The organism is Methanothrix soehngenii GP6, assembly GCF_000204415.1.
Classification (GTDB): domain Archaea; phylum Halobacteriota; class Methanosarcinia; order Methanotrichales; family Methanotrichaceae; genus Methanothrix; species Methanothrix soehngenii.
Genome location: NC_015416.1, coordinates 2,032,060 through 2,044,716, shown reverse-complemented (window position 1 = coordinate 2,044,716; position 12,657 = coordinate 2,032,060). Strand labels below are relative to the sequence as shown.

At 52.5% G+C, this 12,657-nt stretch carries 15 protein-coding genes; 6 read left to right on the top strand and 9 right to left on the bottom strand.

The window, feature by feature from the left end; all coding sequences use genetic code 11:
- Positions 1-52 precede the first annotated feature (52 nt).
- Positions 53-1,651 carry an IS1634 family transposase gene (locus tag MCON_RS10185; RefSeq protein ID WP_083804763.1) on the top strand — a complete coding sequence of 533 codons (1,599 nt, stop codon included), beginning with the start codon at positions 53-55 and terminating at the stop codon, positions 1,649-1,651.
- 161 nt (positions 1,652-1,812) lie between these two features.
- Here the strand turns inward: MCON_RS10185 and MCON_RS10180 are convergent, their stop codons facing one another.
- The 9 genes from MCON_RS10180 to MCON_RS10145 form a co-directional block, all read right to left on the bottom strand.
- The gene (locus MCON_RS10180; protein ID WP_013719887.1) at positions 1,813-2,367 is read right to left on the bottom strand and encodes a nicotinamide-nucleotide adenylyltransferase; all 555 of its coding nucleotides are present in this window, start codon (positions 2,365-2,367) and stop codon (positions 1,813-1,815) included.
- Between the two features lie 22 nt (positions 2,368-2,389).
- Positions 2,390-3,355 carry a 5,10-methylenetetrahydromethanopterin reductase gene (gene mer, locus MCON_RS10175; RefSeq protein WP_013719886.1) on the bottom strand — a complete coding sequence of 322 codons (966 nt, stop codon included), beginning with the start codon at positions 3,353-3,355 and terminating at the stop codon, positions 2,390-2,392.
- A gap of 1 nt (position 3,356) precedes the next feature.
- Positions 3,357-4,115 carry an SAM hydrolase/SAM-dependent halogenase family protein gene (locus tag MCON_RS10170; protein WP_013719885.1) on the bottom strand — a complete coding sequence of 253 codons (759 nt, stop codon included), beginning with the start codon at positions 4,113-4,115 and terminating at the stop codon, positions 3,357-3,359.
- 46 nt (positions 4,116-4,161) lie between these two features.
- A complete protein-coding gene (locus tag MCON_RS16560) occupies positions 4,162-4,836 on the bottom strand; it encodes a saccharopine dehydrogenase family protein (protein ID WP_232844276.1) in 675 nt (224 codons plus the stop codon).
- On the bottom strand, positions 4,833-5,408 hold the full coding sequence (locus tag MCON_RS16555) for a saccharopine dehydrogenase NADP-binding domain-containing protein (protein WP_202795796.1): 576 nt from the start codon (positions 5,406-5,408) through the stop codon (positions 4,833-4,835). The genes MCON_RS16560 and MCON_RS16555 overlap by 4 nt, the downstream gene beginning before the upstream one ends.
- A gap of 66 nt (positions 5,409-5,474) precedes the next feature.
- Entirely contained in the window at positions 5,475-5,867 is a 393-nt protein-coding gene (locus MCON_RS10160) for a single stranded DNA-binding domain-containing protein (protein WP_048132327.1), read from the bottom strand.
- Positions 5,868-5,936: 69 nt separating this feature from the next.
- Positions 5,937-6,113, bottom strand: coding sequence for a F420H2 dehydrogenase subunit FpoO (gene fpoO, locus MCON_RS10155; protein WP_013719883.1), 177 nt, complete (start codon positions 6,111-6,113; stop codon positions 5,937-5,939).
- A gap of 68 nt (positions 6,114-6,181) precedes the next feature.
- Complete coding sequence (locus MCON_RS10150) at positions 6,182-6,988, bottom strand: ABC transporter permease (RefSeq protein ID WP_013719882.1); 807 nt, start codon at positions 6,986-6,988, stop codon at positions 6,182-6,184.
- Positions 6,985-7,857, bottom strand: a complete 873-nt coding sequence (locus MCON_RS10145; RefSeq protein WP_013719881.1) for an ABC transporter ATP-binding protein — start codon at positions 7,855-7,857, stop codon at positions 6,985-6,987. Before MCON_RS10145 ends, MCON_RS10150 begins: the two co-directional genes overlap by 4 nt.
- A 94-nt stretch (positions 7,858-7,951) precedes the next feature.
- On the opposite strand from MCON_RS10145, the gene MCON_RS16280 reads away from it, so the two are divergent.
- The 5 genes from MCON_RS16280 (at position 7,952) to MCON_RS10125 (ending at position 12,650) form a co-directional block, all read left to right on the top strand.
- Positions 7,952-8,125 (top strand): hypothetical protein, encoded by a 174-nt coding sequence (locus MCON_RS16280; RefSeq protein WP_157863779.1) that lies wholly within the window; start codon positions 7,952-7,954, stop codon positions 8,123-8,125.
- Between the two features lie 337 nt (positions 8,126-8,462).
- On the top strand, positions 8,463-10,001 hold the full coding sequence (locus MCON_RS10140) for an ABC transporter substrate-binding protein (protein WP_013719880.1): 1,539 nt from the start codon (positions 8,463-8,465) through the stop codon (positions 9,999-10,001).
- A 15-nt stretch (positions 10,002-10,016) separates the two neighbouring features.
- Positions 10,017-10,766, top strand: a complete 750-nt coding sequence (locus tag MCON_RS10135) for an ATP-binding protein (protein WP_013719879.1) — start codon at positions 10,017-10,019, stop codon at positions 10,764-10,766.
- 7 nt (positions 10,767-10,773) lie between these two features.
- Complete coding sequence (locus MCON_RS10130; protein WP_013719878.1) at positions 10,774-11,343, top strand: flavin reductase family protein; 570 nt, start codon at positions 10,774-10,776, stop codon at positions 11,341-11,343.
- A gap of 275 nt (positions 11,344-11,618) precedes the next feature.
- Positions 11,619-12,650, top strand: coding sequence for an FmdE family protein (locus MCON_RS10125; RefSeq protein ID WP_157863777.1), 1,032 nt, complete (start codon positions 11,619-11,621; stop codon positions 12,648-12,650).
- Positions 12,651-12,657 lie beyond the last annotated feature (7 nt).

The following is a 12,657-nucleotide window of genomic DNA, read 5'->3' as shown; positions in this document are numbered from 1 at the left end:
TTTTATGTTGACATGATCTTTTAAGTGGAAAAGGGATATGAAGGGGCTTGAAATGAAATTATCAACGCTATCGCTTGACCACTTAGGTTTAGTTGCCGCGATATTCGATGCTTTGGGAATTTCAGAGGTGATTGATGAATCGATTCCTAAGACTCGTAACTGCAAACTGAGCCATTCTGCGATAATAAAAGCAATGGTGATCAACGGATTGGGTTTCGCGGAACGCAGACTGTATATATTTCCCAGCTACTTTGAAAATTTAGCGCTAGAACGTCTTTTTAATCCTGGTGTTGTCCCAGAAGATTTTAACGAGGATGTTGTCGGCAGAACCCTCGACCGGATCAATAAATTTGGCTCGACGGCTCTTTTCAATAATATAGCCATGAAATGCATGCAACAGCTCGCTTTTGGCACTAATATCTACCATGTTGATACCACGAGTTTTGGTGTTCATGGCGATTACGAAGGACTGGACTGCAATCCTGCTATGGAGATAACTCTTGGTCATCCTAAAGACGGTCGCTGGGATCTAAAACAGTTCATTGTGAGCATGGTGACCAATCAATGCGGTATTCCTCTCTTTGTCCAGGCCCATTCAGGAAATAAATCGGATAAGAAAACTCTTATTGAGACGATTCAGATGTTCAAGTCTAATCTGGACTTCTCCGGAAAGAACTACTTTGCGGCAGATAGCGCCCTCTTCAGTTCCGAGAATATTCGTCTTCTTGGCGATAGCACTCTATGGATAACTCGCGTTCCAACAACCGTTCGTGAGGTTAAAGATCTTCAGAGACTAGATCTAGAGATGAAAACATGCTCTGATGATCGATATAGTATCTTTGAGACGGAAATTAACTATGGAGGAATAGATCAGAAGTGGGTTGTGGTCGATTCCAGAGAAATGCATGCTAGTAAGGCAAAGACTTTCGATAGACGGATCGGCAAAGAGTTCACTGAAGCGCGAAAATCGCTTAAGAAACTGGGATATATAGTTTTTGCGTGTGAAGCTGATGCCAGAAAGGCTGCAGATCGATGGATATCGGAAAATCCTCATTTCACACTAACTGGCTTAAGTATATGTGAAATCTCCAAACGCATCGACTCAAAGAGAGGCCGTCCAAAGAAGGATGAGCAGCTTGAGAAAGGCTATCTCATTGAAGGAGAAGTTCAGCGAAATGAGGCAACGATCGCTAACGAGAGATCTAGACTTGGCAGATTCGTCCTGGCGAGTAACGATAAGACTCTCGAGGGGGAATTGATGCTTCAATATTACAAAGGCCAAAACGCTGTCGAGAAAGGCTTTCGATTCCTAAAAGACAAAAGCTTCCGAGTGGCAGAAGTCTATCTCAAGAAAGAGGAAAGGATCGAAGCTCTATCCATGATAATGGTTCTATCTCTGTTGATCTATTCGATTGCAGAATGGATGATTCGGAAGAGGCTGAAAGAATCAGGAGAAACTGTGTTAAACCAGCTAGGGAAACCCACGCAATGTCCTACGTTGAAATGGATATTCCAAAAGTTCAGGAATATAAATGAGGCAATTATTGAACTGAAGGGATCGGTTCATCGAGAGGTCATTAATCTAAATGAAGAACAAATTAAAATTATCAAGTTGTTCGGCCTAGGATGTGAAAAATGCTATATCGGATGAGAGACATGCGGGATGTGGGATGCATTGGTTTTGGATGTCTTTTGAAAGATTCTATCATCCGGTTATATACATTTGCAAGTGTTTAGCCTGCCAGCTTTGCGGTTAGCATTTGTAGGCTGTTTAGCCCTTTTTGCCCCAGCTTTACGAACTTTCCATCACCGCTAAATCATACTGGAGTTATGCATCGCCGAATCCGCAGAATGTACGCTATCGCTCTTTGATACCTGGCAGAGCCGCTCTACCCCGTTGATCTCCTGGATGAAACCCGCTACTGCCGGAGGCACCAGCCTCTCCCAGTCTCCTCTCTCCCGCATGAGAGCGCGGATGGCCGATCCGGAGTACACATCCCGCTGATACAGGGGGGGCTTTTTCACCTCAACCCCCGCCTCGGAGAAGAGCCGGATGACCAGGGGGTTGTTGGAGTAGACCAGGTCAAAGCAGGGCACCATGGACTGCAGATGTGAGACCCACAATGAGTTGCGGTTGATATCCTGCAGGGTGGTGACGATACACCTCTTCCGCAGCTCCCCTTTGCCAAGCGCGGCATAGATCATCTCCATCCTCTCCCCGCTGGTGAAGGGGTTCTCCGGGCCATGGCTCTCCTGGGCGCTTCCGATCACTATCACTATCTCATCAACCTCTCGTGCGATCTCCTCTAGAACTGCCTGATGGCCGAGGTGATAGGGCTGAAATCGCCCAATGTAAAGCCCGCGCATAGCCTTGACCTTCCTTTCTGGCCTATTTTCCGATGACTTTCTTTCCGATGAGCTTTATGGCGCTCTCTTTATTGGGGCCTATGGGCGAGCCGACCACAATCTGGGTGACTCCGGTCGATAAAAGCTCGTCTATCCTTGCCCTGCAGTCTGCAGGCGCTCCAGATATGGAGAAGGCCTCGGTCATCCTCGGGGTCACGCCATCCATCGCCCCTTTGAAGTCGAATCGGGAGATAGCGTCCGATATGGCCTTGGCCTCATCCATTCCTATGCCGTGCCTCTCCAGCACATTCTCCGGCGATCCGGCGACGATGAAGGCCACCACTATCTTGGAGGCGTTCACCGCTTTGGCCGGGTCCTTGTCGGCGCTGAAGCTGGCATAAGCGCATACCTGGACGTCCTCAGGCTTGCGTCCTGCCTTTTCAGCTCCCGCGCGGATCATGGGCACAGCGAACTTGAAATCATCGGGATGGGAGGCATTGATCAGAACCCCGTCGCTGATCGCCCCGGCCAGCTCCAGCATCTTGGGACCCTGAGCGCCGATATAAATCGGTATCTTCGAGGTGGTAAAGGACATTTGAGCCCCCTTGAACCCCGCCTGGCTGACCTGCTCTTTAGCCAGGAAGGCTCTGATCGCCAGGACAGTCTCCCTAACCCTGGAGAGGGGCTTGTCCCAGTCGATTCCCATCTTATCGAATGTGGCCTTGTCACCGGGACCTATGCCCAGGATTGCCCGCCCGCCGGAGAGCTCGTTTATGGAGGCGATGCTGGAGGCAGTGATGGCCGCATTCCTGGTGTAGGGGTTGGTGACGCCCGTTCCGAGCGAGATCTTATTGGTCAATAAAGAGAGTACGGCGAGGGTAGTCCAGACATCCCTATTATTGTAGTGATCTGTGATCCAGATATTTCCAAATCCAGCATCCTCTGCCAGCTTCGCCATATAGCCGATCTTCAGTACCGATTCATCGGGAACGAACTCTATTCCAAACAACTCAAATCTCCTCCAGCTCGATGCGATCTTGAGCCTTCAGGCAAAAAGCCTCGCTGGCATTTCCCTGGTTGATCGCAATTTCTGCAAAGCCATGGCTCCCCAGGGTTATAAGTGGTTCGATCCTCCGCCCTTCGGCATAGGTTCTCGCCCTCTTCAGCCTGACTCCCTTGAGCATCATATCCTGGGCGGGAAGCCTCTGCAAGTTCAGGATGAGGTTGCCGAAACGGTCGACATAAATGATTGTGGCCTCAAGGCCGTGAGCAGTCTTTTTTGCTTCGCCAAAATCAAGGTCCACAGGCCGGACCCTGGGACCGAGGCTTGCCGGTGGCTGGCCAGCGGCGATGAGGGCCGCAGCGGGGGCGAACACATCCCTGCCGTGAAAGGTGCTGGAGGCCCCAGGATGGGGGGTGATCTCATAGGCCACCGGCCTTCCCAGGGAGCGAGCGGCGGGAATGAGAAGGCCATTGTCAGGTCCTGCGAACATCTGGCCGCCGCTCTCCACCACCAGGCTCCGCCTGGCTGTCCCCACCCCAGGATCGACCACTGCAATATGAATGGTTCCAGGGGGAAAGAACCTGACCGTAGAGAGAAGAGCAAACGCCCCCGCCCTCACATCCTGTGCGGGGATGTCATGGGCAATATCCACGAAGGTTATCTTGCCAGCGATATTTCCTGATTTGCCCTGCAGCCGGGAGAGGATCACCCCCTTCATCTGAGCGGGATAAAAGGAGCCAAAGTCGGAAAGAAGGGTTATGATCAAGATCTATCTCCTCTTTCTCGCTCCTTTCTTCTCTTCATCCTGGCTTTCAGGCATTCAGCGTTGTTTCTGCTTTCACGGGCTTTATCGCTTCCACTATATTGATCTCCCTTCTTTCCAGCTCCCGCATGAGATCGCTATAGGCTTCATCCTTGAAGGCCTCCTCCGGAGCAACAATTCCCTTCTTCTTGATCCTGCCCTGGGCCAGAAGCCTGGCGGCAATTGCTGCGGAGGAGCTGGTCACCCTGGCCATGGCAGATATGCCGTTTTTGCTGTCTGCGCCCGTCCACATGAAGTATTCGGCCTGCTCATCCCTTCCCCAGGCAGTGTTCCACATGACGCAGACGTCCTCGTCACCGGGCAGGGGTCTGAGCTTCGGCTCTATCAAATTCAAGAAGAAGTCCCGGGGGGAGACGGACTGACTAGCATAATTTATAGGAGCAATATCCAAGAGGCCGCACTCTTTCAGGGTGTCAATGGCCTGCCAGTGGCCCGGCCAGCGAACCGTCTTCTCAGAGAAGCTCTCCATATGGTTGTGGGTGTACAGGAAGCTGGGCATCCCTGGGGTGATGGCACACTCCAGCTGCTCATCGATTCCGCATTCCTGGAACCGGAAGCTCTCCCGTCCTGAGGTTGCCGCCACCTCTACCACCTGGCCGTTCTCCAGCACCCTGACCCTGACCATGTACTCGCGCAGAACATGATCAAAGGACCAGGTGATCATATACTGCAATGGGTGGCGGGCCGCTGCCTCTCGGCAGGGAATCCCGCCCCACCCCGGGCCACCGCCCTTTTGGCTCCCACCTTTCTGATTCCCTCGCCCAGGGTGACATTGGAGAGTCCAGGGGCAAATCCCATGCCATCCAGAAGGGCAACACCGCTATCAATAGCCTTTTTGTGCAACGACTCGCCATAATCGTCCAGGGTCATGCCCGTTGGTGCTGCCAAACCCTCCTTCTCATAGGGATCCGGTCGGCGGTGATACTCCTCCAGGATGTCCACAGCATCCAGGCCTGCGCCTATCGCCGTCTCCACCGCTCTATAGCTACTCCTTCTCTCGGGAAGGGCGATGATCCCAATATCATACTCTTGCATCAGCCTTCTGGATTCCCTGGGATCGGAGATATCGATGAGGTGGGGTACAACTCGGTCGCTACCTATCCAATCAAGGGTCTTTTGCAGTGATCTCTCTCTTCGGCCAGCGATTCCCACCACATCGGCTCCGCCGTACCTGGCCAGATCCCAGGCCACCGCCGAGCCGATTCTTCCCGTGCCTCCCAGGACGAGCGCCTTCAACTCTCCTCCTCTCTGTTACCTATCAGAATTAGATTAGCCGTCATTTGGATCTTCTCCCGGGATGGATCATCCTTCCAGCAGCTGGACATCTGCTTTTCTGGATACCTTCAGTTCATCTTTGCCCTGATAACTATTTATGGTTCCGGTGATCCTCACCCGCGTATCCTTCTGAAGCTGAGCTGATAGCTCCTTTGCCCCAGAGCTGGCGGGAATGAAAACGGGCATTGCTGTCGAATCCAGGTTTAAGATCAGATTGCCGCCGCTCCTGGTATTCTCTGCGCTTGTGATCCGGCCGTCCAGAGTGATGAGAGGGGAGCGGGAATTCTCCCCGGATCCCATATCCCCAGAGGCAGGGGTATAGCTCTCCTCAGGGCTGAAGGCCCAGAAGGCGGCTGCCAGTGAGCCTAGTGCCATGAAAAGCAATACCACTACTATCTTCTCCTCCTTTTGCATCCTCATAATCATCATCTTCAGGCATAGCCAAGGCTAGCAGAATCCTAAGAAAAATTATGTTAAAAATAAGTTAATTTATTTTTTCTCTTCAGGCTTGGACCCAAAGCGCTCCTGCCAGCCCTTCTCCAGATGCTCCAGGCAGATGTCGCATACTCCCTTATAGGCTCCCTCAGGATAGGTCAGGTTATGCACCGGAGCCTTGATGGGATAAAGTGTTGGACGAGCACGGGTACATAGATCGCAATCAGCCATATTAGATTCATCTCCTACGCATGGGTGTAGGTTTTTCTCATTGTTGAACTTTTCTGTTGAAAGCGCCATTAATACTGCACCAATCCTCCCTCTGCCTTGACCTTTAAAACCGCCCTCTCGAACACAAACAGGCTCAGTGGAAGCAGCACGATCGAGAACAGGACCAGGCTGAGCAACTCCGGAGCCAGCTCGCCGATGGAGTACCCCTGCAAGAGAGCATGCCTCATGCCATTGACCGAGTAGGTGATGGGCAGGATGTGAGAGATGCTCTGCAGCCAGGACGGGAATACCTCGATGGGAAAGAGGACCCCTCCAAAGAGCTCAGAGGTGCCCATCAGAAGCATGTTAATCGGGTCTCCCCGTTTGAAGACCATTATGAAGCTGGCCGAGAGTATTCCTATGCTGCTGAAGCATATTATAGTGAGGACCAGGATCAATAGCGCGCCTCCAACATTGGCCTGAGTCATATCCACTCCTAAGAGTATGCCTATGACCAGATAGAGCAGCACCCGGAAGGAGGCGAAGATGAAGTTCCACAGGGATGACAGGGCGATGATGCTCGATGTGCTGGTGGGGGTCACCAGCATGGCCTCTAAAGTTCCCATCATCTGCTCATCTCGCACGCTCTCGGAAAAGCTCCGGAGCGAGATCATCAGATATCCGGAAAAGGCCATGCCTATGAGGACGAAGGAGAAATAATCCCCTCCATAGGGCTCCAGGTACTTGGCTGCCCCATCTCCTATCAGCTTGGCGATGAAGTAGTAGGTCAGTATATTGAAGAGCATGAAAAACAGCCTTAAGAAGAAGTCGAACTTGTAGCTCAACTGCAACATATAGCCCTTCTTGATGAACCAGAATGCCTTCTCGAAGATCATATTCCCCTCCTTCTGCCTATTCCCCGCCCTCTGCTCTTCTGCCGGGGGATGTTTACTGGAAATGGCGTCGACTGCTCATCTAGCGATGCCTTGCCGGTATAATGGCTGAAGACATCGCCCAGAGTGCAACCCTGGGAAAGACCGGCCTTCAGCTCCAACGGGCTCCCATTTGCCTTGATCTTCCCCTCATCCAGTATGGCCACTCTATCGCAGAGCTCCTCCGCTTCATCCAGCTGATGAGTGGAGATGAATATGGTCTTGCCCTTCTCTGCCACGATTTTCTCCTTGATGAATTTCCGCAGGTTCCTTGCCGCTCCCGGGTCCAGGCTTCTGGTCGGCTCGTCCATAAAGAGGACTGCAGGATCGTTTAAAAGCCCCCGGGCGATGGCCATCTGCTGCTTCATGCCCGCAGAGTAGCTATAGAAGGGCTCATCTGCCCGGTGTTTGAGCCGGACCACATCCAAAAGCTCCTCTGTTCTTGACCTGACGACGCTCTGAGGAAGATTGTAGAGAGTGGCAAAAAACTGCAGGTTCTCTCTGCCCGATAGCCTCCAGTAGAAGCTCCTCTCATCGGTGGTCACAAAGCCCAGGGACTCCCTTGCCTGCTGACCCTCTTTCACCACATCATAGCCATTTACATATGCCTCTCCCTCTGACGGAAGAATAAGGGTGCACAGTATCTTGATCAGAGTGGACTTGCCCGCTCCGTTTGGACCGAGAAGGCCATAGACCTCCCCCTCTTGAACTTTGATGTTGACTCTATCCAGCGTGGTCAGAATATCTCTATTTCCGGATCTTCTTATGGCATCCAGGAATCCTCTATACAGCACAAAACTCTTGGTTAAATCCCGTGTCTCGATTGAATACATCCATTATCTCTCATCTGTTTATCGATCGGTATGGAACCGCATAAATTATCTAATTTTTTTCGTTATATTTAAGATTGATTCTAAGATTGCCCTGATGAAGGCAGTGCTGGGGATTGCAGGCATATTCATTCGCTGGAATTCCATGGACTATGCGGACAGCCCGGAGAGCTTGGTCTCCACTATAAAGGAGTTCAAGGTCGACCAGGCAATGCTATCTCAGATGCAGAACGCCGGCATGTATCTGCTCAAGATTGCAGGAGTAATGTGATTGGGCATAGATAACTGAAGGCTCTTCGCTGAATTATGTGGGTGAGTCCAGGCAGAGAATATGGCCTCTGTTCCTCTGTGTCTCTGTGGTTGGGTCAGAGCATAGCGGTTCACCACATAGGCGAAAAGATACAGAGAATTTCCGATGCAAGTTCACCCATAACAACAGCGAGGAGCCTAACTGAATAACATTGTTACTATTATTCACTCATAGATTTTAATTCATACTACTAATGGAAAGGTTCTTAAAACAACCTGCGAGATTCTACTGCCAAGGTGAAATTCAAATGCTTATCGGATCATCAACCAGGGATTCCATCTCCATGAGATGCCTCCCAATGATTGGATTTGTTGCAGCTGGATTGCTGCTATTATTGCTTTGCACCGCCCAGGCAGACGATGGCGGTGATGGCCAGGTGCTGACCATTGCCGACTATATCGGCGACTGGGGCTACCCATCGCCCTACGGCCATTACTCGCGCGGCCCAGGATATGTGAGGATGAGCCTGATCTTCGACACATTGGTCTGGAAGGACGAAAAGGGCATCATCCCCGCTCTGGCCGAGAGCTGGGAGATGGAGGGAGATGATGCTTATACATTCAAGCTGCGAGAGGATGTCCTCTGGCATGATGGCGAGAGGTTCGCCGCCGACGATGTGGTCTTTACCATCGATTACATTAAAGAGCATCCCTACATATGGGTCTCCTCCGACATCATAAAGACGGCAGAGGCGGTCGACGACTATACAGTCAGAATCAGCCTCAACCAGCCTTATGCTCCTTTCCTGGAACTGGTTGCCGGAACCCTTCCCATTCTCCCGGAGCACATATATGAGGGCGTAGACGATCCCGCAGAGTTTCGGGAGGATTCCGCTCTTGTGGGCACCGGCCCATTCCAGCTGGTGGACTATGACCAGTCCCAGGGAAGCTATCTCTATCAGGCCTTTGACGACTACTACCTCGGCAGCCCCAAAGTGAAACAGCTTAAGTTCGTCAAGGTAAACCTGGAGATGTCTGCGGCCGCTTTGGAGAAAGGGGATGTGAACGCAGCAAACGTGCCTCCTGAGGTGGTAGAGAACCTGAAAGACGAGGGCTTCACCGTGATGCTCTCCTCCCATGACTCTATCACCAAGATCATGGTCAATCACAAGAAGGAGCCTCTATCTGATTCCCGTTTCAGGCAGGCACTTTACTATGCCATCGATCGCCAGGCCCTGGTGGACAATGCCGCTCGCGGCTACGGAGTCCTGGCCAGCCCCGGCCTTTTCGCTGTGGATAACCACTGGTACAATTCCGATGTAGAGCCATACGACTACGACCCGGCAAAGACAGAGGAGCTGATGGAGGAGCTGGGCTACTCCAAGGTGGACGGCTACTTCTCTGTGGATGGGAGTCCGGTCAAACTGGAGATGCTGGTAACCTCAATCAATGAGCGGGCAGGAGAGCTGATACGCCAGCAGCTTGAGGATGCAGGCTTCATGATAAGCCTTCGCACAGTGGATTCCAAGACCCTTGACAGCATGGTTACTGAATGGAAGTTCGATCTGGCTCTAAACAGCCACGGCGGCATGGGTGCAGATCCCGAGATCCTGAAGAGGATGACCGGCGATGGATACACCTTCAACAGCGCCCGCTACACAGAGAACTCGGAGCTCAATGAGCTGCTGGACGGAGAGGTGGCTGAGATAGACGAGCAGAAACGGGAGGATCTGATCGATCGTATTCAGGTGATCCATGCACAGGAGCTGCCGGTTCTTCCCCTATATTACGCTGACACCTACTGGGCGCACGACGGCAGGGTGGAAATGTATTACACCCGGCAGGGAATTGCCAATGGCGTTCCTCTGGCACTGAATAAGCAGATATTTGTCAGCTGAAGGATGTGAATAGAGATGAAATTTGTGATTTGCGGCAAAGGCGGAAGCGGAAAGAGCACCGTCTCCGCTCTTATCGCCCGGGAGATGGCTTCGAGAGGAGAGAAAGTGCTGGTGGTGGACACCGACGAGTCCAATTTCGGCCTCTACAAGCAGCTGGGCCTGCCCCAGCCCAGGGACTTCATGGACTCCCTGGGCGGCAAGAAGGGGCTGGGGGAGCGGTTGATGAAATTTATGAGGTCGGAGGGAAAAGAAAAGCTCTCCATTCTTCAGGAGTTCTCGATAGATGATATACCCCAGGAGCTGATTGTGGGCGAGGATGGCATAAAGCTGGTTGCCATCGGCAAGATCCACGACTACGGCGAAGGCTGTGCCTGTCCCATGGGCGCCCTGGCCCGAGAGTTCATCGAGAAACTGAAAGCGGATGGAATGCAGGTCATCGTGGATACGGATGCGGGAATCGAGCACTTCGGCCGGGGGGTGGAAGCGGGCAGCGACCGGATAGTGGTGGTCATAGACCCCAGCTTCGAGTCGGTGCAGCTATCAGAGAAGATATCGGAGATGGGGGCGAAGATCAATAAGCCGGTCTGCTTCATCCTCAACCGGATGAATGAGGATGCTGCGGAGCTTTCGTCCCTGGTTGACGGGAAGAAGGTCATAGGCAGCGTGCCTTTTGATCGCGATGTCTTCCAGGCATGTCTGAAGGGCAGCCAGGTGCCCCAGCTGGCGGAGATGAAAGAGATCGTGGACCGGCTGCTGGCGGAGTGATCAAGGTATGATTCTGAAGCCGAATCAGAGGTCGCAGATCATGCCTCTGCCGGTAGTGCTCTTATCTACGATCTCTCAAGATGGAGTGCGAAATGCGGCACCCTGGTCCTGTGTGACCCCGGTCCTCCGGCCACTGGATGAGGTGCTGATCGCCTCCTGGCTAAAAAGAGACACATTGGAAAACATCCGCCAGACGGGGGAGTTTGTGATCAATGTGCCAAGAGCTGGGATGGAGGATGCAGTCATGACCTGTGCTAAGAGCTTCCCCCCAGAGGTCGACGAACTCAAGGAAGCGGGTCTAGTGGCCAGACCCTCAGTCAAGGTCAAGCCACCAGGAATCGAGGGCTGCCTGGCCTGGGCTGAATGCACTGTGGAAGAGGAGATAGCCCGAGAGAAGTATGTGCTAATCGTTGGCCGGGTGGTGCACCTGGAGGCTGACGACAGGTTCTTCTCTCCTGAGAATGGAATGGACTTTGAGAAGGCCATGCCTCTATGCATAATGGGCTCGAACAAGGGAATGCAGTTCGTCCGTCCCACGGCAACAGGAGAAAAGGGCGGATACGCTCATCATCCCTGAGCATCATGTCCTCAAATCTCCCTAAATCTTTTTACGATCACCTCTGCACAGAGCTACAATTGGGGGCGTGGCTCTCGGTGCAATGCTTGCCCCCGGACGCCCCCCTCTTCTGCCATTTCGGCGCTGAAAAATTGTTATAAGCAAAATTTATATTTATTCATATCAAGTATGAATTTTTTCCAAAAAAGTTATAAACTATTCAGATTAACATCTCCACGTCTGCGACTATTCACAGATTGCAAGCACAGTACCGAAGATGAGGCGATAAAGTGAAAATGGAGAAATTTGCAGTAACGGTTCTGCTCCTTTTGGCCCTGGTGCCTGGTATGGCTCTGGCCGAAGGGGTGGACATGTATCAGCTCGGCACGAATGCAACAAACTATGCCATGACCGAACTGGGGTTTGAGAAGGGAGATGTGAACGTCCTGGCCCTTACCAACGCCGGATATCCGGTAATCGACGGCCAGACGACCGATATGTGCCTTGATGCCGTGGTGGAAGTCTCCGGCTGCACTCCTGGAAAGGAGAACCTGGTCAACATCTTGAGCGCACCCTGGAAGCCCCTCTGGTTCGGCTTCTTCAACAAGAACACCGGAGAGGCGGTATACATGAAGATGAACGCTGACGCCTCCGGCTTCGAGATCCAGGATAAGGATAAGATCGATGCAGAGACCGTCCTCGCCAACGTCGAGACCTGGGAGCCGGGCAACTTCAGCCACATGCTGCCCATCGCCAATGTCTGGACCCACGAGAAAACCCCATATGTCTTCATGAAGGCCGTCCAGCTCCACGACCACCTCTGCCCTGGAGTCTCCAGCGGCTTCTTGCTCGCGAGGTACATGGAAAAAGAGCTCCCCATCGATGACCCTGCCAACCAGAGCTACAAGGTAATAGCCTGTCCCAACTGGTGCAAAGATGACTACTTCCAGATCGCTTGGGACTGCACTCCTGGAAAGAGCGGCATCTTCGTCAAATGCCTTACCGAAGATGAGACAAGCGCTCTGACGGAGAAGTATAACGGCACCAGAGTCGCAGGCATATTCATCCGTTGGGACGCTTCGTCCAAATCTGGTGACGGCCTGGTCCTCGGGTTCGACTTCAACAAGGCCGGAAACATGAGCAACATAGATACCTGGCCAAGCTGGGCCTACAGGCTGAAGGAGGACTTTGTCCTGATGGACGCCGCCGACTCTCCGGAAGAGTTCGTCTCCACCATCAAGGAGTTCCACCTGGAAAGCACGGAGGAGCTACAGGCCCTCCAGGGCGCGGGCGTGCACCCCCTGAAGGTGCTGGGAGTAGAGACCTGAAACCGAT

Coding starts and splice junctions, on each gene's coding strand:
- MCON_RS10140 (WP_013719880.1), top strand. CDS start 8,463: ATGATTGGATTTGTTGCAGCTGGATTGCTGCTATTATTGCTTTGCACC.
- MCON_RS10130 (WP_013719878.1), top strand. CDS start 10,774: ATGATTCTGAAGCCGAATCAGAGGTCGCAGATCATGCCTCTGCCGGTA.
- MCON_RS10180 (WP_013719887.1), bottom strand. CDS start 2,367: ATGCGCGGGCTTTACATTGGGCGATTTCAGCCCTATCACCTCGGCCAT.
- MCON_RS16280 (WP_157863779.1), top strand. CDS start 7,952: ATGAAGGCAGTGCTGGGGATTGCAGGCATATTCATTCGCTGGAATTCC.
- fpoO (WP_013719883.1), bottom strand. CDS start 6,113: ATGGCTGATTGCGATCTATGTACCCGTGCTCGTCCAACACTTTATCCC.
- MCON_RS10160 (WP_048132327.1), bottom strand. CDS start 5,867: ATGAGGATGCAAAAGGAGGAGAAGATAGTAGTGGTATTGCTTTTCATG.
- MCON_RS16560 (WP_232844276.1), bottom strand. CDS start 4,836: ATGATCACCTGGTCCTTTGATCATGTTCTGCGCGAGTACATGGTCAGG.
- MCON_RS10145 (WP_013719881.1), bottom strand. CDS start 7,857: ATGTATTCAATCGAGACACGGGATTTAACCAAGAGTTTTGTGCTGTAT.
- MCON_RS10125 (WP_157863777.1), top strand. CDS start 11,619: ATGGAGAAATTTGCAGTAACGGTTCTGCTCCTTTTGGCCCTGGTGCCT.
- MCON_RS10185 (WP_083804763.1), top strand. CDS start 53: ATGAAATTATCAACGCTATCGCTTGACCACTTAGGTTTAGTTGCCGCG.
- MCON_RS10135 (WP_013719879.1), top strand. CDS start 10,017: ATGAAATTTGTGATTTGCGGCAAAGGCGGAAGCGGAAAGAGCACCGTC.
- MCON_RS10150 (WP_013719882.1), bottom strand. CDS start 6,988: ATGATCTTCGAGAAGGCATTCTGGTTCATCAAGAAGGGCTATATGTTG.